The organism is Candidatus Pelagibacter bacterium nBUS_28, assembly GCF_051200915.1.
Lineage (GTDB): Bacteria > Pseudomonadota > Alphaproteobacteria > Pelagibacterales > Pelagibacteraceae > Pelagibacter.
In genome coordinates this window covers 388432-408836 of record NZ_CP172844.1, presented here as the reverse complement: position 1 = coordinate 408836, position 20405 = coordinate 388432, and the positions used below count along the sequence as shown (strand labels likewise).

The following is a 20405-nucleotide window of genomic DNA, read 5'->3' as shown; positions in this document are numbered from 1 at the left end:
TAAGAACTATTAAATTATGTTCACTTTATTGAAAATTAATCTTTTTTGCTAAAAACGTTTATGAGATGATCAATCTCTTCACTTTTTATATCAGACAATTTTCTATTATTTATTTTAATTTCAATTTTTTTACACTCATTTGCACATGGTTCACATGTTATCTGACCTACTTGTAAACCACTTGCATTAGAAGAATTATTTTTATTAAAATTAAATAAATTTTTTTCCATTATTAATTACTTCCACTTAGCAGCTAGCATGCACTCCAATGCTTTTGCTTGATTTTTTCCATAATTAACAACTTTAGTATTTAAATCTTGTTTAAAACCAAGACCCATTTGTTTTACTAAATCATGTGGTTCAACACCATCAATCATTGGATATTCAAATGTATTATTAACAATGTGTTCTTGCGCTTCTTTAGTTAATAAAAACTCAAGAAGTTTTTTTGCATTTTCTGGATTTGGTGCATTTTTTAATACTCCACCACCACTAATATTCATGTGAGTTCCTCTATCACTTTGATTTGGAAAAAATGGTAATACTTTTTTAGCTGCCGCTTGTTGTTCGGCTCCCTTTTTTCCAGATAGCATTAAAGCTAAATAATAAGTATTAGCTACAGCTAAGTCAGCTTCTCCAGCAGCAACTGCTAGTATTTGAGCTCTATCATTTCCTTTAGAGTCTCTAGCCATATTAGCAACAATGCCTTTTGACCATTCACAAGTAGCTTTTTTTCCATTATTTTTTACCAATGATGCAACAAGTGATTGATTGTAAATATTATTCGACTTTCTTATAACAATTCTACCTTTCCATTTAGGATCGGCAAGGCCTTCGTAACTCATTCCATTTAATTCATTGGCATTAACTCTTTCTGGAGAATAATACATAATTCTTGCTCTCTTAGCTATACCAGTCCAGTTAGTAGATCTAAAGTTTTTTGGAACAGCAGCTTTGATTGCTGAAGTCATTGAATTTTGAAACATTCCTTTTGCATCAAATGCACCTAATCTTCCTGCATCTGCTGTAATATAAATATCAGCTTTAGAGTCAGCTCCCTCCTCACTTATTCTTTTTTGAAGAGCTTTATCTTTTCCTGATACAACGTTTACTTTAATACCTGTCTTAGCAGTAAATTTTTCATAAAGTTGAATATCTGAGTCGTAATGTCTTGCGCTAAATACATTTACTTCAGTAGCAAAACTTAAATTGGTAAAGAATGTTAAAATTATTCCTAGTATTGTTATTTTTTTCATTTTATCCTTTTCTTTACCCTTATTGATTTGCGACTGAGAATTATTCTCAATGCGAATGATTATCAATCGCATATATTGTCGCAGTTGTAAAGCTCTTTATAACTTAAATTTATAGGAAGAATAAAAGGTGGTAATTATTTCCAATCACCAATTTTACTAAACAAAAAGTTTCTAAATGCTTGAACTCTAGCAGTATTTTTGAGTGATTGAGGATATACGAAATGTGCCTCTGTAATAGGTCCTTCTGATTTAGGTAAAACTTTAATAACGTTAGATGAATTAGATACCAAGTACTCAGGCAAAGCAGCTAACCCAACTCCAGACTCTACTGCTAAAAGTAAACCCATAACACTATTTACCTTCATAACTGTTTTTCTTTTTTTTCCATCGTGCATACCAAGTTTTAATGCCCAATCAGGATTATAAACTGGTGAAGGAGCACCTTTTCCAAAAGAAATAAAATTATGTTTATTTAAATCAGCAATAGTTTTTGGCATACCAAATTTTTCTAAATATTTATTAGATCCATAAATATAATATTTAATATCTACTAATTTTTTTTGAATGTAATTCAATTGTTTTGGTCTTCTCATAAAAATACCAATATCTGCCTGACGAGTACTTAAATCTAATTCTTTATCGTCAAAAACTAGTTCAATTTCTATTTCAGGGTTTAACCTCATAAACTCTTGAATTCTAGGTGTTAACCAGTGTGTTCCAAAACTTCTTACTGTTGTAATTGTTAGTTTTCCAGTTGGCTTATTTTTCTGATCACCTAAAGATGTTTCAACTTCTTTTAATTTGCTGATTACTTCATGGGCTGTCTTAAATACATATTCGCCATTTTCTGTAAGAGTTAATCCCCTTGCATGTCTTTCAAACAATTGAACTTTTAAATCTTGTTCAAGTGATTGAATTTGTCTGCTTATTGCTGATTGACTTAGATTAAGATTTACAGTCGCATTGGTAAAACTTCCTGCTTCAGCTACAGCATGAAAAATTTTTAATTTGTCCCAATCCATTATTTATTTACATCAATTAAATATCTACCTGACGTTTCTCCTTTTAGCATTTTAGAGTAAATATCTGTTAATTCATTTAGGCCAATTGTTTTAATAGACTCTTCAAGTTTATCAAAATCAATTACATTCGAAACTTCATTCCAAACAAATTCTCTTCTTTTGATTGATGCTGTGACCGAATTTATGCCCCATAATTTAACTCCACGAATTATAAATGGCATTACTGTTGTATTTAATTTGTAATCAGATGCATTTCCACATGCAGCAACAATTCCATTGTCTTTTGTTTGAGCTAATGCATTAGCTAAAATTTTTCCACCCACTGTATCCACTACTCCATCCCACCAACCTTTGTCTAGTGGTCTTGGATCTTTGTCAAAATCGTCTTTATTTACAACTGTTTTTGCACCTATTGATTTTAAATAATCCTCGTTTGATTTTTTTCCTGTTACCGCTGTTACATCATAACCAAACTTTGATAAAATCATTACAGCAATACTTCCAACACCCCCTGAGGCACCAGTAACCAATACATCTTTTACTTTTTCACCTAATAATAATTCCTCTCTTGCTTTAATTGCAAAGCAACAAAGTAATGCAGTCAAGCCTGCTGTGCCCATAATCATTGACTGTTTTGAAGATAGGTTTTTTGGTTTTTTAACCAAAAAATCTCCACTTACTTTTGCATATTGTGAAAATCCACCATAATAAATCTCTCCCACTCTCCAACCTGTTAAGATTACCTCTTCATCTTTTTTAAATTTATCATTTGTACTTTCAACAACTGTTCCTGAAAAATCAATACCTGGTATATGAGGAAATTCTTTAACTAACTTTGCACCGTTATTTAAAATTAATGCATCTTTATAATTTAAACATGAATAATCAACTTTAACAGTTACATCACCATGTTTTAAAAAACTTTTATCAATTGATTTAACTTCTCTTGTAAAGCTTTCACCCTCTTGATTGATGATTAATGCTTTAAATTGATCTGACACTTTAATCTTTTGCTATACTAATAAATCTTAGATATCTATTTTGATAACTTAGATCATCTTTAAATTGACCCAAATAATAATTTGTTACAGTTGATGCTTGTTCCTTTTTAATACCTCTCATGGTCATACATTGGTGAGTTGAGTCAATTGTTACAGCAACTCCCTTAGCATCCAAAGATTGCATTAATGTTTTTGCGATTTGCATTGTCAATCTCTCTTGAGTTTGAAGTCTTTTTGAAAAAACTTCAACTACTCTTGCAAGCTTGCTTAAACCAACAACTCTTTCTTTTGGAATGTAAGCAACATGAGCCTTACCAATGATTGGTGCCATATGATGTTCGCAATGACTTTGAACAGAGATGTTTTTTTGAACAACCATATCGTCATATCCATCAACATCTCCAAATGTTTTGTCTAAAATTTTGTTTGGATCTTCTTTGTAACCAGCAAAATATTCTTTATAAGCTTTAACAACTCTTTTTGGTGTTTCTAATAAACCCTCACGACTTGGATCTTCACCCATCCAAGCTAATATGGTTTTAAAAGCTTCTTCTGCTTCTTTATCTGAAACTTTATTAGTTTCTAAATTTTTGTTGTCAGTATCTTTTACTAATTTCATAGCGCCTTTTTATACAGTAATTACTTAATTTTAAAATATTTAATATATCGAGATATGTGCTAAATAATCAATGCATATGTTCAAAAAAAGAGAAAATGTCCTAGAAATTGAAGAGGGAAATCTTCTATCCCCTAAATTTGATAATGATGGTCTAATTCCTGTAATTACTATGTGTTCTAAAACAAGGGACGTTTTAATGCACGGGTATATGAATGTTGAGGCTTTAAAAAAAACAATCGAGACAAAAGAAGCTCATTATTTTAGTAGATCAAGAAAAGCCATTTGGCATAAAGGCAAAACTAGTGGGTTTACTCAAAAGGTAACTGAGCTGAGAATTGATGATGATCAAGATTCTGTTTGGATGACAGTTGATATTGGGGATGGCTCAAGTTGTCATGTAGGATATAGATCATGTTTTTATAGATCTATTCCGATGGGGCCAATAGATAATGGTCGAGAAATAAAGATGAAGTTTGAGGAAAAAGAAAAATCTTTTAATCCAGAAGAAGTTTACAAAGGTCAGCCCAATCCAACAAAAATTTAAATGAGTGATAAACAAAAAAATGTTCTAGGTGAGGATCTAGAAGAGTGCTCTAATAATCCTTTAACAGGCTGGTATCGGGATGGTTGTTGTAATACAGATGATAATGATCATGGTATTCACACTGTTTGTGCAAAAGTTACAACTGAATTTTTAGAATGGTTAAAAGTTGCAGGTAATGATTTAATCACTCCTCACCCTGAATTTGGATTTCCTGGTTTAAAAGATGGTGATGGATGGTGTGTTTGTGCAAGTTGGTATGCAAAAGCAGTTGAAGCTGGTAAAGGTTGCCCAGTATTTTTGAAAAGAACTCATAAAAATACTTTAAAACATGTGCCTATTGAAACTTTAAAAAAGTTTGCAATAGATTTATCTTAAACTACATATTTCCATATTTAGGCCCGCCACTACCTTCCGGTGTCACCCAAGTAATATTTTGAGATGGCTCTTTAATATCACAAGTTTTACAGTGAATACAGTTTTGAGAATTAATTACAAATTTATTAACATCATTTTCTTTTTGAACTTCATAAACACCTGCTGGACAATATCTTTGAGCAGGTTCATCAAATTTTTCTAAAGTATAACTAATTGGTAAATTAGGATCTTTAAGTTTTAAATGAACAGGTTGGTTTTCTGTATGATTTGTGCCAGTTAGATAAACAGAACTTGTTTTATCAAAGGTAACAACATTATCATATTTTGGATAATCAATTTTTGGCATCTCATTTGCTGGTCTTAAAGTTTCGTGATCAGCATGCTTGTGTTTTAAAGTAAAAGGTAACTTTCCTTTAAATAAAATTTGATCAATTCCTGTAAAAATTATTCCAAGTATTAAACCCCAACTAAAACTTGGTTTTACATTACGAGCCGCATGAAGTTCTTCATAAACCCAGCTTTTTTTAAATTTTTCCTCATAAATTGATAAGTTTTTATTTTCTTTAATATTTTCAAATATTGTTTCAGCAGCAATCATTCCACTCTTCATTGCTGTATGAGAACCCTTAATTTTCGGCATATTTAATGTTCCTGCATCACAACCAACTAATAATGCACCTGGCATAAACATTTGAGGTAAACTTTGAAGGCCTCCTTCGATTAATGCACGCGCTCCATAAGAAATCCTTTTTCCTCCTTCAACTATTTTTTTAATTGCTGGATGGGTTTTAAATCGTTGAAACTCATCGTATGGGGAAAGATAGGGGTTTTTATAGTCTAAGCCAATAACATATCCTAAAAATACTTGCTTATTTTCAGCGTGATATATGAAGCTACCTCCATAAGTATTATTGTCTAATGGCCATCCCGCAGTATGCATTACCATTCCTTCTTCATGATTTTTATCTTCTATTTCCCAAATTTCTTTAAACCCAATTCCATACTGTTGGGGATCTTTATTTTTTGAGAGATTAAATTTTTCAATTAATTGTTTTCCTAAGTGACCTCTACAACCCTCTGCAAATACAGTTACTTTTCCTAATAATTCTATACCAGGCTCAAAACTATCTTTTTGATTACCTTCTTTATCAATACCCATATCTTGGGTCGCGACACCTTTAACAGATCCATCTTCGTTATATAAAATTTCACTCGCTGGAAATCCTGGAAATATTTCAACGCCTAAGGTCTCTGCTTGTTCTGCAAGCCATCTGCATAAATTTGCTAAACTAATGATATAATTGTTATGATTTTGTTGAACCTTAGGAAGCAACCAGGTTGGCCAGCTTAATGATTTTGTTTTACCTAAAAATAAAAATTTTTCTTTTGAAACTTTAGTTTTAATCGGTGAATTAAGTTCTTTCCAATTTGGTAAGAGTTCATCTAATGCTCGTGTTTCAAAAACATTACCACTTAAGATATGCGCACCAATCTCTGATGCTTTTTCTAATAAGCAAACGTTTAAATTTGGATCAAGTTGTTTGAGTTTAATTGCTGTAGATAATCCAGAGGGACCTCCTCCAATAATTACAACATCATATTCCATCGACTCTCTAGCCATATGATATTTTTATCTTTAAGAATTATTTTTGTATAGTGTTTAATTTGTTCAGCTCTTCTAGGAACTGTGGCAAAGCTTCAAATAGGTCTGCTTCTAAACCATAATCTGCAACGCTAAAAATTGGAGCTTCTCCATCTTTATTAATTGCAACAATTACTTTGCTCTCTTTCATGCCTGCTAAATGTTGAATAGCTCCTGAAATCCCAACGGCAATATATAAATCTGGAACAACTACTTTACCTGTTTGACCAACTTGGTGGTCATTACTAATATATCCTGCATCAACCGCTGCTCTTGAAGCTCCTATTGCTGCATTTAATTTGTCTGCAATAGAAGTGATTAATTTAAAGTTGTCTCCACTTTGCATTCCTCTTCCACCTGACACTACTATTCTTGCTGTGCCAAGTTCGGGTCTATCTGATTTAACTTCTTCTCTTTTAACAAATTTTGTTAACGAAAACTCTTCTCCCGCTTCAGCAGCTTCAATTGGTGCTGATCCCCCTGAGTTTTCACATGGATCAAAAGAAGTTGGTCTAATAGTAATACATTTTTTTGCATCAGAACTTTTAATAGTCGCAAAAGCATTTCCTGCATAAATAGGTCTAACAAAAGTGTCTTGGGACTCTACTTTAATAATATCACTAACTTGTGATGTATCTAATTTAGCAGCTATTCTTGGCATTAAATTTTTACCAAATGTATTTGCTGAACAAACTATATGAGAATAATTATCTGCAAGTTTTGTAACAACTGGAGCAAAATTTTCTGCTAAAAAATTTTCATAATGAGCAGCTTCAACTGTGATTACTTTTTTAACCAAGGGTAGTTCTGAGGCAGCTTTTGCAGCATCACTACAATTATTTCCAATAACTAATGCGTGAACATCGGTATCAATTTGAGATGCTGCTGTAACAGCATTTAAAGTAAAAGATTTAAGCTCTTTATTGTTGTGCTCTACTATTAATAATACTGACATTATATTACCTTTGCCTCATTTTTTAATTTTTGAACTAATTCAGCAACACTTGAAACCTTAATTCCAGCTTTACGCTTAGGGGGTTCTTCGACTTTTATCTGTTGTATTTTAGGTGCGGTATCAACTCCTAAATCTGATGCATTCATTTGTTCAATTGGTTTTTTCTTTGCTTTCATTATATTTGGCAATGAAGCGTATCTTGGTTCATTTAATCTTAAGTCGCAGGTTACGATGGCTGGAGTATTGATTTCGATAGTTTCTAAACCTTCATCAATTTCTCTAATAACTTCTAATTTTCCATCTTTAACTTCAATTTTTGAGGCAAAAGTTGCTTGAGGCCAATTTAATAATGCACTCAACATTTGTCCTGTTTGATTGCAATCATCATCAATTGCTTGTTTACCCATAAAGACTAAATCTGGTTTTTCTTTCTCAACAATTTTTTGTAAAATTTTTGAAACAGCAATGGGTTCTATTATGCCTTCTGCTTTGACATGAATTCCTCTATCAGCTCCAACAGCTAGTGCTTTTCTGACAGTTTCCTGAGATTTTTCTTCACCAACAGTTACAGCAATTACTTCTGTTGCTTTTCCACTTTCTTTAATCTTTACTGCTTCTTCGATTGCATTATCATCTGGTGGATTTGTTGACATCTTAACGTTCTCAGTTACAACACCTGTACCATCTTCTTTTACACGTATTTGAACGTTGTAATCAATAACTCTTTTAACAGCGACTAAAATTTTCATTAAGCTCTCAATAAATTATTTTCAGAATCGTACGGGCTCTCATCTAAAACAGTAGCCTCATACATTTCACCCAAAATATCAACTTGTAATTTGTCGCCTACATTAGCATGCTCTGGTTTAACCATAGCAAGGGCAATAGATTTATCTAATCTAAAACCAAATTCACCACCTGTTGCTCTTCCAACAACTTTGTTATCTTTATAAATTGGGTTATTTCCCAAAACATCTGCGTCTTTAGTATTGTGAATTTCAAGAGTAATAAGTTTGTTATCAAAACCTTTCTCTCTCCATTTATTAAGAGCCTCTAGACCAATAAAGCTTCCTTTATTAGGATGAACAAATCTATCTAACCCAGATTCGTACGGCGAATATTCAATTGAAAGTTCAGTACCAACTAGTTTGTATGATTTTTCTAATCTTAAGCTGTTCATTGCTCTTATACCAAAAGGTTTAATACCTAGATCTTTTCCAGCTTCCATTAATTTATCAAAAATATGATTTTGATATTCAATTGGATGATGAAGCTCCCAACCTAGCTCACCAACAAAATTTACTCTCATGGCATTAACAGGAGCATATCCAACATCGACATTTTGTGCTGTTAACCATTTAAAATTCTCATTTGAAAAATCATCAGTAGATACTTTTTGCAATAACTCTCTTGATTTAGGACCTGCTACAACCAGCACACCTGTGCTGTTAGTTAGATCTTCAAAGGTAACACCTTCATCTGGCATCCATTTTTTAATCCAATCATGATCTAATCTTAAGTTTGCTCCAGCAGATACTAAATAGAAACTATTTTCAGACTCTCTCATAATTGTAAATTCTGAATGAACCCCACCCTTGGTATTAAGGGCATGACACAAACCAATTCTTCCAATTTTTTTTGGCAGTTTATTTGCTACTAAATGATCTAAAAATTCCTCAGCTTTTGGACCTTTAATTCTGCATTTTGCAAATGCAGTCATATCTAAAAGACCAACATTGTCTTTTACATTTTGACATTCTTTCTTAATGGCCTCAAACCACTTAGATCTTCTAAACGACCAGTCATCTTTTTGCTCCATACCATCTGTTGCAAAAAAATTAGGTCTTTCCCAACCAAATTTTTGTCCAAAAACTGCCCCTAGATCTTTCATTCTTTCATAACAAGGAGATGTTCTTAAAGGTCTTGCAGCTGGTCTTTCTTCATCAGGGTAATGTGTAATAAACACATGACTATAAGCTTCTTCATTTTTAGCTTTTAAATAGGACTTAGTTGCGTAATCTCCATAACGTCTAGGCTCAACACCAAGCATATCAATAGTTGGTTCACCATCAACAATCCATTCAGCTAATTGCCATCCTGCTCCACCTGCTGCGGTAATTCCAAAACTATGTCCTTCGTTAATCCAAAAGTTTTTTAATCCCCACGCAGGTCCAACAATTGGATTGCCATCTGGTGTATAACAAATTGCACCGTTATAAACTTTTTTAACACCGACTTCTCCAAACGCAGGAACACGGTGAATTGCTCCTTCTATGTGTGGTGCTAATCTATCTAAATCTTCTTGAAACAATTCATACTCTGAATCTTTTGAGGGACCATTAACATAACAAGCTGGCGCACCATCTTCGTATGGACCTAAAATTAATCCACCTGCTTCTTCTCTCATGTACCATCTGTTATCACTATCCCTTAGAACTCCCATTTCTGGTAAGCCATCTTTTTTTCTTTTTTGAATTTCAGGATGTGGTTCGGTTACAATGTATTGATGCTCAACTGGAATAACAGGAATATCTAAGCCTACCATTTTACCAGTTTGTCTTGCAAAGTTTCCTGAACAAGAAATAATATGTTCGCACTCTATAGAACCTTTGTCAGTTTCAACAACCCAACCATCTTTAGTTTGCTTCATTGAAAGTACACTTGTGTTTCTATAAATCTCTGCACCTAGATTTCTTGCACCCGTTGCCATTGCTTGTGTTAAATCAGCAGGCTGAATATATCCATCTTCTGGGTGTTGGATCGCACCAACTAAATCATCTGTATGACACAAAGGCCAAATTTCTTTTACTTGATCTGGTGTTAAAAATTTTACATCGACGCCAATAGTTTGAGCTACACCAGCATACTGATGATACTCATCCATTCTATCTTTAGTACTTGCTAAACGAATATTTGATACAACACTAAAGCCAACATTTTTTCCAGTTTCTTCTTCTAATTTTTTATAAAGATCAACCGCGTATTTATGAAGTTGTCCAACTGAATAACTCATATTAAATAAAGGTAATAATCCTGCTGCGTGCCAAGTAGATCCTGATGTTAATTCTTTTCTTTCAACAAGAACAACATCTGACCAACCTTTTTTTGCTAAATGGTAAAGAGCACTAACACCTACTACTCCACCGCCAACTACTACAACTTTAGTTTTTGTTTTCATTCGCGATTCCTACTAAATTTTTTGAAATAACGAAACAAAATTGTATCTGTGGATAATTAAATTGAACTCCCTAGTGGGATCGGATTTGAGACCATGCTCGTCAACCAACAGTCTTTAAGTTCGCCCTCTTCAGTATACTTTTCAACCTGCCAATTGAACTTATGATAGATTTTATTTTTATCTAAAATAACTACCTCAAATTGAGCCCATATATCGCTACTTCCAAGCTGGGTAATTGTGTGACTCAAATGATTAATCATCATCTCATAGGAGTTGCCCTTTAACATCCTTTTAAAATTACCTAGGGGACCAGTAACCTTTTTGTTGTTTGGGTGGGCAAAATTCCATGTTTGCTCTATACCGCTGTCTTTAAATTTAAGGTCATTTTTCTGAAGGCCTGTTAGCTGAATTTTAACCACTTCTTTAGGACTAATATTACTACTTGGCTTTAATATTTCTGCTCTAGATATTGAAATTGTGATTAAGAGTAAAACTAAAACTTTAAATATCAATGGCAGTCTTTTTAACATCATCTAAAAATTCTTGTCTTTTTGCATCACTAACAAATGGTACTGCAAAATATCTTCTATAAACAATGTTATATATGCCACACATATGAAATACTCCTCTTTTTAGTCTTCTAATAGGAAGATTTAAAAAAAAAGTCGTAATTGCTAATCTTGGAGATCCATAAGTGCAAAAAATAATTGCTTTTTTTTGTCTCAAATTTCCAATCGGATAACCATAGTTACCCCACAACTGTTTAAATCTAAACGCCCAAGGTGGTGCTAATACTTTATCTATCCAACCTTCAACTATTGCTGGCATCCTAAAATTCCAAATTGGTGCAATTAAAACAATTGTATCGCACTCTTCAATTCTTTGGCGATGGTTTAAAACATCTTCACCAGGTTCTTCACCTGCAAAAACTGGATCAAATTTCTCTTTATACAAATCGACAACATCAACTTTGTTCCCTTTTTCTTCAGCTGTTTTTATAAAGGTATCTCTTATTGCGGCATTAAAAGATTTATCATTATAATGCCCATAAACTAAAAATATTTTTTTACTCATGAATTTTAATTATCAAAGTTAATTAACTTTACTAAATAAAAACCTGAAAACATTGCTATAACAAATGTTATTGAGTGAATATCTGAGAGTGCAATGGATGATATTGCTGGTCCAGGACATAACCCAATTAATCCCCATCCAGCGCCAAATATTGCTGATCCTAAAATAAGTTTATTATTAATACTTTTGTTATTTGAATAGTTAAAATTTTTAGCAAATATTGGTTTTTCTTTTTTTTTGATTATATGAAATAGTGGTGAGGATACTATTAAAGCACCAATCATAACAAAAGCCAAAGAAGGATCCCAGTTTCCAAACAAATCCAAAAAACCTAAAACTTTTTCAGGATTAATCATTTCTGAAATAACTAGCCCAATACCAAAAACAATTCCTGAAATTAATGAAACTAATTTATTCATATAAAACTTTTTACTAGTACTGTTAATATTCCAACAATCATAAAAGTTACAGTTGCAACAATTGATCTAAGTGAAAATCTTCCACAACCACTAATGCCATGACCACTTGTGCAGCCACCACTTATTCTAGTTCCAATTCCAACTAAAAGACCTGCAATTATTAACAAAATAAAAGAGTTTGAAATTGTGATTTTAATTTCGTTATTAGCAAACAAACTATAAAGAATTGGTCCAATTACCAAACCTAATAAAAATAATATGTTATCAAATCTATTATCTTTATTAGTTAGAGCATTGGCAGCTATTCCACTTATACCTACTAGTCGACCATTAAATAAAAAAAATACCCCAACGGCTAAGCCAATGAGTATGCCTCCAAGAGTTGCTGTAACAGGTGTAAAATTTACTATATTCATTTAATTGTTCAAAACTGGGAATGCTTGTCTAATTTTTAAAAAATGTTTCTGGTATTCCATTTTAGTACATTTATTTTCTATATATTCAATATCATTTTTCTCAACTAACTCTTTTGCATTCTCATCTTTTATACCTAGTTGTAACCACAAAACTTTTGCTCCAATCTTTACAGTGTCTTCTGCAATGGTAAATACTTCTTTAGAAGGTCTAAAAACATCAACTATATCAACTGGTTCTTTTATATCTGTAATTTTTTCAAACACTTCCTCACCCAAAATTTTTTCACCTTTAGCTCTTGGGTTAACTGGAATAACTTTGTATCCATATTTTTGCATATATTTCATAACTATAGTTGATGGTTTGCTGGGATTTTTACTCACACCTATCATTGCAATAGTTTTATATTTTGTGAGAATATCCTTGATCTCAGACATAAATTATTTATTTTTTTTTATCTGATCTTCACAAAATTTTCGAGCTTCTTTTAAATCTGTAATCTTTGACTCTGATAATTTTTGACTTCCAGCTAAACATGCATCTACAGCTCTTTTGAGATTGTGTTCTTTAAAACTCAAAGCAAAATACATTCCTGAAATAATAAAGATAATGATTAAAATATTTTTTTTGTTTTTCATTATTTGTTTTTCCATTTTGGTTTTCGTTTCTCTAAAAAAGCAGATATTCCCTCTTTAGCATCCATTGCCATCATATTTACAGTCATCATTTTACTTGTATATGCATAAGCTTTGTTTAATGGCATTTCTAATTGTTTATAAAAAGCTTGTTTACCGATCTTAATTGTTAAATTTGATTTTGAGGCAATAGTTTTTGCAACTTTTAGTACCTCATTGTCTAATTTTGATTTTGAATAACAATCATTAATTAATCCAATTTCTTTTGCATAATTTGCTTTAATAGGTTCTCCAGTCAACAACATCTTCATCATTGGTTTTCTATTAATTTTTCTACTAACAGCAACCATCGGAGTACTACAAAATAACCCTATATTAACACCAGGAGTAGCAAACAAAGCATCATTGGCACTGTAAGCTAAATCACAGCTTGCAACTAATTGACATCCAGCAGCAAAAGCAGCTCCATGAATCTTTGCAATTACTGGCTTTCTTCCCTCAACAATTTGAAGCATTACTTTTGAACAAAGATTAAATAACTTTTGGTACTTATCTCTTTTGTTTAATCCTCTAACTTCTTTTAAATTGTGTCCTGCACTAAAGCCTTTACCAGCGCCTTCTAAAATAATAACTTTTAATTGTTTATCAGCATCAAGTTTTTTAAAAGCTTTAAGTAAATCTGTTAAATTTTTAAACGATAAAGAGTTATATGTTTTTTGCTCATCAATAATAATTGATGCAATTTCATTGGTTATTTTTTTTATCTTAATATTACTTATCATATCAATCAGCTAAACCATCAGATCTAGCTTGATTTCTTTCTATATGAATTGGTAGAACTTTTCCATAAATAGCTTCTGAATGTTCGGGAGTGTTAACTCTCCAAGGATCCAATACATAAGCTGGTATACAAAGATATCTTGGTTTATTTCCTTTTACTTTTGTAACTCTATGCAGTGTAAATCTACCCTTAAATATTTGTAAATCTCCAGGTTCTAATTTTAATTGTCGAACCTTTGTTCTGTCACCATCTAGTACTTTTTTAACTTCATCAAAATTTTCTTTTCCTGGCTCTCTAATAAATGGACAATATTCAAAAATTCCGCCCTCATCAGGTTTTTGTATCATTATACTGAGTGTAAATTCACAGCTATCAAAATGCCAAGGAAGAATTCCTTCCGACCTCATTACATTGTAAGCATGACAAGCTAATGGATCTGCCCATCTATATATTGGTGAGATCCCTAGACAAGCGGATACAAATTTTAAAAGTTCTTCCTGCTCGTATAAAAATTTCATTTCAGAGCCGTTGTCAAAAAGATCTGAGTTTAAATATCCATTGTCTCTCTCTAAAAAAGTTCTTTTGGGATGGTTTGGAGATAAAAAAGGATCATCCTTAGAGTTAAGATATGGATTAATACTTTTTTTAGACATAAAAACTTTATCAATTTTTTTTTCTAATTCAAAATTCATAGTCTCAATTGACTTTGGTAAAATAAAATTTGGAATAGTAGAGCAGCTAAACTGCTCTAAATCGTCTTTACATTTTTTAATTATTGCTTGTATCTTGCTGGAAGATAGATCGTGAATTGGATAATTTTCTAAATCTACAATAGTTTTTAATCTATCGTTCATTAAAATTTATTCCAATTTTCCTTCTTCTCTCATCTTAGCTCTAATTTTAGTAGCTGAGATTTCCTGAATTTCTTTCGAAAGTTCAATTTCTTCAATTTTGTAACCAACACCACGTCCATAACAAATGTTGGTGATATTTGGCACAAGCATTACTTTAAATTGACCTTCAAATTCAGGATTTAGCTTGTCTTCAATATTTTTTTTAACTGTTTCAAAATCAAAAGGATTGTCATCAACTCCTTGAACATCTCTAATTTGAATACAAACTTGACCAGTTTTTTTTACAATTTCTTTAAATAAAGTGTAATGACCATCATGAAATGGTTGCCATCTTCCTAGCATTTGTGCAGTTGGTTTTTTATTATCCCATTCGTGAGCCATTATTTTATCTCCTTTAATATTTTTGGTGCCCAATTTTTAGCATCTTGTGTGGTCACATGAAAGTTAAACTTATCAGGTTTAACAAACATTTTATTAGTGTCATCAAATCTTCCTTCTTTAATAGTATCAACCCAAACAACAAAATCTGCAGCAAATAATTCTCTTGCTTCAGGTGTTGGGCAAATAAAATCTGCTACAACAAAATTTCCTCTCTCTTTTAACTTTATTGCAAAGCCTGCCATCCTTTTTGCTTGTCTTTTTCTTCCCTCAACAGAAAAATCCCAATCATTAGCTTCTTTTCTAACTTCATCTGCATTTAATCTTTTTGCATTAAGCAATGGTGCTAATTCTTCAGCTAATGTTGTTTTTCCTGAGCCAGGTAGGCCCATTATTAAAATAATTTTCATCTTTATAATAAACTATTTGCTACCCATTTATGAAATTGATGAGTTGGTTGATCCATAACTGGTGAAAAGTTTCCACCGTTATAAACTGGTGAACCTCTTCCTTTCTGCATTCCTTCTATTGCACTTATATCTTCCAACATAACATCCTTCCAAAATCTTGCATTTTCTTTTCTTAATTCTTTAAGCTCTTGTCCATTAGCGCTATTTTCACCAACATAATACATTTGCATATGTTCTTTAGTTTTATTTGTTGCAAGTGGTTCCAGCCAAAATACATAAAAATGATCCAAGTGCAATCCAATCATTACATTTGGGAAAAGTGCAATATATTCAGAATTTTTGAGTGATTTTTTTTCCCAGTTTTTAAATGTATCAAATTTGTTATTTCCTTTAACTGGTTGCTCGTATTTCTCACTTCCTTGTCCCGCAAATCGATTTGGTAACCCTTGAATATGATAATGATCATTAATATTTGATACTTTGTTTAGTTCTGGGTGAATAGTTGGTAAATGATAACTTTCACAATAATTCTCAATTGCAAACTTCCAATTACATTTAACTTCTAAATCAAATGAACCATGGTCTTTGGAATGAATTAATAATTTTTGATCTTCATGATTAATGAATTTAGTCCATCTTTGTTCAAGTGGATTGATATATTCTTCAAATTCAATTTCATTTGAATTAATATTAACAAAAATAATATCCATCCATATATTAGATCTAATTTCTTTTAGATTGCTCTGATTCTTTTTAAATTGATCTGAATTATGAATATTTAAACCTCCTATATGAGGGGTAGCTACCAAGTTTCCAGTAAAGTCATATGACCAGGAATGATAAGGGCATCTAATTACATTCTTTAAAGTGCATGGTTTGTCTATAAGCTTGAAACCTCTATGGCTGCAGACATTGTGGAATACTCTAATATTAAGATCTCTGTCTCTAACTATCATCAAAGGAATCCCGAGTAGATTGTATGGTTTGGCATCTCCAGCATTAGGTATTGAGCTACCCACTCCTATTACTGTCCATTTATCACAAAAAATCTTATCCCTTTCATATTCTAAATATTGCTCATTGGTGTAGCATTCGTTTGGAAGCCCATTTGCAGTCTCAATAGATTTGTCCACATTCATCAATTTCTTAATATCCAAGATTTTTGAGAGAGAATTATTTTTAAGATTTTGGTCCATAAAAAAAACTACCATGGCCATAATTTTTGGCAACAAATTTCCATTTTGGAACATGTTGAATTTCTTTGACAGCTTTTTCAAATAAGATAATGATCGGGAAAAAATGAATTTTTCATTGGAAATTGGTCCACACACTGACCTAGAAACTTTACCTCCTGTGAAGGATGTTTATGTTACAATGTTACCAGGTGGTGATTATAAAGAAACTGCCAATAAATCGGGAGACCTTGTAAAAAAAGGTTTTAATCCAGTTCCACACTTTCCAGCTAGATCAATTAACAATGAAGATGAATTAAAAGATTATGTTTCAAGATGTAAAGATCAAGGAGTTAAGCAAGCTTTAGTAATTGGAGGTAGTAGAGAGCCAATTGGAAAGTTTGATAGCTCATATCAAATTTTAGAAACAGGTTTTTTTGAAGGAATTAAAATTGGTATTGCAGGTCATCCTGAAGGAAGTCCAGATATACCAGAACAAAATTTAGAAAAAGCAATGATGGATAAGAAGCCTTATGCTGATTACATAGTAACCCAATGGTTATTAGATAGTCAACCTATTGTTGATTTCATTTCTAAACAAAGCGTACCAGTGCATGTTGGAATTACTGGGCCGATGAAAATATCTAGCTTAATAAAATTTGCTAATATTGTCGGGGCGAAAAATTCCATTAACTTTCTTAAGTCTAATTTTACTAAGGCGTTAGATTTATTGAAACCTAAAGACCCTAATGATTTAATTGGGAAAGTTAAATCACATACTGATAACTTCCACATTTATACATTCGGCGGCTTGAAGGAAACAAACAAGTGGTTGAAGGAGAATAGTTATGTCTAATGAGTTTGACTATACTAAGTTAAAACATGCTACTACAGTTGATCAATCAGATCGTGCAGTACCATACAATTTAAGACAAAGTGGGCCAACTAAAGTTGAAATGCTTATCTCAACAAGAGTAAGAAAATCACCTTATTGGCATTTATCAATGCAGGCAGGTTGCTGGAGAGCAACAGTTTATAATCGGATTTATCACCCAAGAGGATATGTAAAACCAGAAGATGGTGGAGCAATGGTTGAGTATGATGCAATTGTAAATCACGTTACTATGTGGAACGTTGCTGTTGAAAGACAAATCAGAGTTAAGGGTCCGGATGCAGAAAAATTTACTGACTATGTAATAACTAGAGATGCAACAAAAATTTCTCCTATGAGAGCAAGATATGTAATCTTGTGTAATGCATATGGTGGAGTTTTAAATGATCCAATTCTTCTTAGAATTTCTGAAGATGAATTCTGGTTCTCTTTATCAGACTCTGATATTGGTATGTACCTTCAAGGGGTAAATGCTGATGGAAGATTTGATTGTACGATTGAAGAGATTGATGTCAGTCCAGTACAAATACAAGGACCAAAATCAAAAGCTTTAATGAAAGACCTTTGTGGGGATCAAGTTGATTTCGACAATATGCCTTTCTACGGTTTGGCAGAAGTTAAGGTGGGTGGAAGAAGTTGTGTCATTTCACAATCTGGTTTCTCTGGAGAAGCTGGGTATGAAATATACTTAAGAGACTCTACTTTATATGCTGAGGATATGTGGAATGCTGTTCTTGATGCAGGTAAAAAACATAGCCTAATGGTTATTGCTCCTGCTCACCATAGAAGAATTCAAGCAGGGATTCTTTCATGGGGTCAAGATATGGATGCTCAACACAATCCGTTTCAGTGTAACCTAGGTTACCAAGTTTCATTATCTGGAAAAGGTGAATGGAACAAAAAAGGTGATTATGTTGGTAAAGCTGCTTTAGAAAAGATGGGTGCAGAACTTAAAGATGGTAAAAAACCTTACAAGCTTCAATTAGTTGGACTTGAATTAGGTGGAAAACCAATTGAAGAGTATGCTCCTGATTTTTGGCTAGTGTCACCTGAGAATGGTGGAGATCCAGTTGGATTTATCACCTCTCCTTGGTATCACCCAGAGAAAAAACAAAACATTGCTATGGGATATGTGCCATTTGATGGAACATTAAACTCTAATGGCTTTCCAAAAGGTACTGTTGGAACTAAATTTAAAGTTCATCTACCTGAAAAATACTCTGACACACCAGGAACACCTGTTGATGCAGTAGTAGTGGATATTCCATTTAAAGAGTCTTTCAACGCAAATACAAGAGAAGTTGTAAAAGGCTAAATCTATTTTGGGGGAGCTTTATTAAAGCTCCCCCCATTTTCTCAATGACTAAAAGTTTTTTAATCGTAATTTGCATTATTATTGCGATTGCTTTAATAATATTCCCACTAATAGTTTCATATAAAGCACAAAAGAATAAAAAAAATAAAGATTAATGTTTGGTGAATTTTTAAATATAGTTTTTAAATCAATTAAATTAGATAAGTCTCTTTATACAGATAATAAAAACTTTGGAGAAGCTTCAGTTTATTTTGCTGGACTTATAATGATCTTAGACGGAATTGCTGGTGCTGTAGCCGCAAACACAGTCATTAAAACTGCAGTTGCTATGTCAGGACTTACATCAATTATAACTTGGTTAGTTTGGGCAATCTTTATTTATGTAATTGGCGTTAAACTTTTTCCAGAAAAAAAAACAAAAGTTCCTTTTAAAAAAGTTTTAACTGCAGTTGGATTTGCTCATGCTCCTGGTTTACTTAGATTTTTTGCAGTAACTCCCAACATGATGATACCAATCATTTTTCTTACACAATTTTGGATTTTTGCAGGATTAATTATCTCTACCAAACAAATATTAGGATTGAAATCTAATATAAAATCGTTTGGAATAGTATTTTTATCTTTTTTGATAATAGCATTCTTGTCTATTTCTTTTGTAATGAGTAGAATGAATATGCTGCCAGTAAATCAGATCAGCTAAATTGGAAAAATAGTTTTAGAAACTTTACAGGATGAACACAGTTTATAACTAGTCAAAATTAAATTTTGAGAAACACTTTCATCTTCTTTCTTACATTCTTCACAAATATTATTTAATTCTTTAGCAATTTCTTCATTATATTTTTGCTCTGATTTATCAGTCATTATCTGTGAGTCCTGCCCCAGCGGCACCTTGTTTTAAACTATCACTTTCTTCAACAAAAGTATTTTCAGCTAATTTATACAAGCTATTCCACTCTGAATCTGTGAAATTATCTTGGTTATTAATAAATTTGATCTCAATTTCATTTGCGAATTTAGGAAACTCTTTATTAAAAATATTTGAAGAAATATTTACATTTAAATTCATCAAAATTTCATTTTGATCAAATTTAATATATATTTTTTTTCCACTTATTTCTGATGCTCTGCTTAAAAATGATAAAAATATAATTGGATGTGCAATTTTCTTAAATTTAATTGTCTCAAAATTTTCTATCAATTTAATTTGATCCAAAAAACTAATGCCAAGTATAATTGGGCAGAAAGCTTCTGAAGAAGGTTCGTTTTTTTCGCTAATTAAATTTAATTCTTCGAAATTTTTTTTATCTTTCTCTTTATAATAATAATTTAAATTTTTAATTCCTTGCAATCCAAACATCTCTAATAATCGTATAGATTTTCCTACCTCTTCAGAATTTCCCCACGAGAAACCAACTGCTCTACTTGCTCTTTTAGTTGCAGTTTCAATTTCACTTAAAGATCTCATA

General features: G+C 32.1%; 27 protein-coding genes. 5 read left to right on the top strand and 22 right to left on the bottom strand.

Annotated elements, in window-relative coordinates:
- Positions 1 to 35 precede the first annotated feature (35 nt).
- The 5 genes from ACIJYC_RS02070 to folE all read right to left on the bottom strand — a co-directional run bounded on the left by ACIJYC_RS02070 (position 36) and on the right by folE (position 3898).
- Positions 36 to 230: a hypothetical protein gene (locus tag ACIJYC_RS02070; protein ID WP_435167263.1), complete on the bottom strand. Its 195-nt coding sequence runs from the start codon at positions 228 to 230 to the stop codon at positions 36 to 38.
- Positions 231 to 236: 6 nt separating this feature from the next.
- A complete protein-coding gene (locus ACIJYC_RS02065) occupies positions 237 to 1256 on the bottom strand; it encodes an extracellular solute-binding protein (protein ID WP_435167260.1) in 1020 nt (339 codons plus the stop codon).
- A 134-nt stretch (positions 1257 to 1390) separates the two neighbouring features.
- Positions 1391 to 2278, bottom strand: coding sequence for a LysR family transcriptional regulator (locus ACIJYC_RS02060; RefSeq protein ID WP_435167257.1), 888 nt, complete (start codon positions 2276 to 2278; stop codon positions 1391 to 1393).
- Entirely contained in the window at positions 2278 to 3279 is a 1002-nt protein-coding gene (locus ACIJYC_RS02055) for an oxidoreductase (RefSeq protein ID WP_435167254.1), read from the bottom strand. Before ACIJYC_RS02055 ends, ACIJYC_RS02060 begins: the two co-directional genes overlap by 1 nt.
- 1 nt (position 3280) lies before the next feature.
- Positions 3281 to 3898 (bottom strand): GTP cyclohydrolase I FolE, encoded by a 618-nt coding sequence (folE, locus tag ACIJYC_RS02050; RefSeq protein WP_435088786.1) that lies wholly within the window; start codon positions 3896 to 3898, stop codon positions 3281 to 3283.
- Positions 3899 to 3974: 76 nt separating this feature from the next.
- Between folE and hisI the strand changes: the two genes are divergently transcribed.
- Together hisI and ACIJYC_RS02040 are read left to right on the top strand one after the other, a co-directional pair.
- Positions 3975 to 4442: a phosphoribosyl-AMP cyclohydrolase gene (gene hisI / locus ACIJYC_RS02045; protein WP_435088785.1), complete on the top strand. Its 468-nt coding sequence runs from the start codon at positions 3975 to 3977 to the stop codon at positions 4440 to 4442.
- Positions 4443 to 4817 (top strand): DUF2237 family protein, encoded by a 375-nt coding sequence (locus ACIJYC_RS02040; protein ID WP_435167251.1) that lies wholly within the window; start codon positions 4443 to 4445, stop codon positions 4815 to 4817. It begins immediately after the preceding gene.
- A 1-nt stretch (position 4818) separates the two neighbouring features.
- Here ACIJYC_RS02040 and ACIJYC_RS02035 read toward each other — a convergent pair whose 3' ends face one another.
- From ACIJYC_RS02035 to ACIJYC_RS01965, 15 genes are read right to left on the bottom strand one after another with little or no spacing between them, the layout of a single operon-like run.
- Entirely contained in the window at positions 4819 to 6438 is a 1620-nt protein-coding gene (locus tag ACIJYC_RS02035) for an electron transfer flavoprotein-ubiquinone oxidoreductase (protein ID WP_435167248.1), read from the bottom strand.
- Positions 6439 to 6460: 22 nt separating this feature from the next.
- Positions 6461 to 7414, bottom strand: coding sequence for an electron transfer flavoprotein subunit alpha/FixB family protein (locus ACIJYC_RS02030; RefSeq protein WP_435167245.1), 954 nt, complete (start codon positions 7412 to 7414; stop codon positions 6461 to 6463).
- A complete protein-coding gene (locus tag ACIJYC_RS02025; RefSeq protein ID WP_435167242.1) occupies positions 7414 to 8163 on the bottom strand; it encodes an electron transfer flavoprotein subunit beta/FixA family protein in 750 nt (249 codons plus the stop codon). The genes ACIJYC_RS02030 and ACIJYC_RS02025 overlap by 1 nt, the downstream gene beginning before the upstream one ends.
- Positions 8163 to 10592 carry a GcvT family protein gene (locus tag ACIJYC_RS02020; RefSeq protein ID WP_435167239.1) on the bottom strand — a complete coding sequence of 810 codons (2430 nt, stop codon included), beginning with the start codon at positions 10590 to 10592 and terminating at the stop codon, positions 8163 to 8165. The genes ACIJYC_RS02025 and ACIJYC_RS02020 overlap by 1 nt, the downstream gene beginning before the upstream one ends.
- 56 nt (positions 10593 to 10648) lie before the next feature.
- Entirely contained in the window at positions 10649 to 11122 is a 474-nt protein-coding gene (locus ACIJYC_RS02015) for a hypothetical protein (protein WP_435167236.1), read from the bottom strand.
- On the bottom strand, positions 11094 to 11666 hold the full coding sequence (locus ACIJYC_RS02010) for an NAD(P)H-dependent oxidoreductase (RefSeq protein WP_435167234.1): 573 nt from the start codon (positions 11664 to 11666) through the stop codon (positions 11094 to 11096). The genes ACIJYC_RS02015 and ACIJYC_RS02010 overlap by 29 nt, the downstream gene beginning before the upstream one ends.
- A gap of 5 nt (positions 11667 to 11671) precedes the next feature.
- Positions 11672 to 12085 (bottom strand): DUF6691 family protein, encoded by a 414-nt coding sequence (locus ACIJYC_RS02005; RefSeq protein ID WP_435167232.1) that lies wholly within the window; start codon positions 12083 to 12085, stop codon positions 11672 to 11674.
- Positions 12082 to 12501: a YeeE/YedE family protein gene (locus ACIJYC_RS02000; RefSeq protein ID WP_435167229.1), complete on the bottom strand. Its 420-nt coding sequence runs from the start codon at positions 12499 to 12501 to the stop codon at positions 12082 to 12084. Before ACIJYC_RS02000 ends, ACIJYC_RS02005 begins: the two co-directional genes overlap by 4 nt.
- The gene (locus ACIJYC_RS01995) at positions 12502 to 12936 is read right to left on the bottom strand and encodes a CoA-binding protein (RefSeq protein WP_435167227.1); all 435 of its coding nucleotides are present in this window, start codon (positions 12934 to 12936) and stop codon (positions 12502 to 12504) included.
- A 3-nt stretch (positions 12937 to 12939) separates the two neighbouring features.
- Positions 12940 to 13137, bottom strand: a complete 198-nt coding sequence (locus ACIJYC_RS01990; RefSeq protein ID WP_435167225.1) for a hypothetical protein — start codon at positions 13135 to 13137, stop codon at positions 12940 to 12942.
- The gene (locus tag ACIJYC_RS01985) at positions 13137 to 13922 is read right to left on the bottom strand and encodes an enoyl-CoA hydratase (RefSeq protein WP_435168081.1); all 786 of its coding nucleotides are present in this window, start codon (positions 13920 to 13922) and stop codon (positions 13137 to 13139) included. Before ACIJYC_RS01985 ends, ACIJYC_RS01990 begins: the two co-directional genes overlap by 1 nt.
- The gene (locus tag ACIJYC_RS01980; RefSeq protein WP_435167223.1) at positions 13918 to 14769 is read right to left on the bottom strand and encodes a HalD/BesD family halogenase; all 852 of its coding nucleotides are present in this window, start codon (positions 14767 to 14769) and stop codon (positions 13918 to 13920) included. The genes ACIJYC_RS01985 and ACIJYC_RS01980 overlap by 5 nt, the downstream gene beginning before the upstream one ends.
- A 6-nt stretch (positions 14770 to 14775) precedes the next feature.
- On the bottom strand, positions 14776 to 15150 hold the full coding sequence (locus tag ACIJYC_RS01975) for a cytidyltransferase (RefSeq protein WP_435163544.1): 375 nt from the start codon (positions 15148 to 15150) through the stop codon (positions 14776 to 14778).
- Positions 15150 to 15557: an AAA family ATPase gene (locus ACIJYC_RS01970; protein ID WP_435167221.1), complete on the bottom strand. Its 408-nt coding sequence runs from the start codon at positions 15555 to 15557 to the stop codon at positions 15150 to 15152. The genes ACIJYC_RS01975 and ACIJYC_RS01970 overlap by 1 nt, the downstream gene beginning before the upstream one ends.
- A 2-nt stretch (positions 15558 to 15559) precedes the next feature.
- The gene (locus ACIJYC_RS01965; RefSeq protein ID WP_435168079.1) at positions 15560 to 16753 is read right to left on the bottom strand and encodes an aromatic ring-hydroxylating oxygenase subunit alpha; all 1194 of its coding nucleotides are present in this window, start codon (positions 16751 to 16753) and stop codon (positions 15560 to 15562) included.
- Between the two features lie 103 nt (positions 16754 to 16856).
- Between ACIJYC_RS01965 and ACIJYC_RS01960 the strand changes: the two genes are divergently transcribed.
- From ACIJYC_RS01960 to ACIJYC_RS01950, 3 genes are all read left to right on the top strand, one after another.
- Positions 16857 to 17585 (top strand): methylenetetrahydrofolate reductase, encoded by a 729-nt coding sequence (locus ACIJYC_RS01960; protein WP_435088770.1) that lies wholly within the window; start codon positions 16857 to 16859, stop codon positions 17583 to 17585.
- Positions 17578 to 18936, top strand: a complete 1359-nt coding sequence (locus ACIJYC_RS01955) for an aminomethyl transferase family protein (RefSeq protein WP_435097890.1) — start codon at positions 17578 to 17580, stop codon at positions 18934 to 18936. The genes ACIJYC_RS01960 and ACIJYC_RS01955 overlap by 8 nt, the downstream gene beginning before the upstream one ends.
- Positions 18937 to 19090: 154 nt before the next feature.
- Complete coding sequence (locus tag ACIJYC_RS01950; protein WP_435167219.1) at positions 19091 to 19636, top strand: hypothetical protein; 546 nt, start codon at positions 19091 to 19093, stop codon at positions 19634 to 19636.
- Here the strand turns inward: ACIJYC_RS01950 and ACIJYC_RS01945 are convergent.
- Positions 19633 to 19800, bottom strand: a complete 168-nt coding sequence (locus ACIJYC_RS01945; RefSeq protein ID WP_435167216.1) for a hypothetical protein — start codon at positions 19798 to 19800, stop codon at positions 19633 to 19635. The genes ACIJYC_RS01950 and ACIJYC_RS01945 overlap by 4 nt on opposite strands.
- Positions 19793 to 20404: a DUF3726 domain-containing protein gene (locus ACIJYC_RS01940; protein ID WP_435167213.1), complete on the bottom strand. Its 612-nt coding sequence runs from the start codon at positions 20402 to 20404 to the stop codon at positions 19793 to 19795. Before ACIJYC_RS01940 ends, ACIJYC_RS01945 begins: the two co-directional genes overlap by 8 nt.
- Position 20405: the final 1 nt, after the last annotated feature.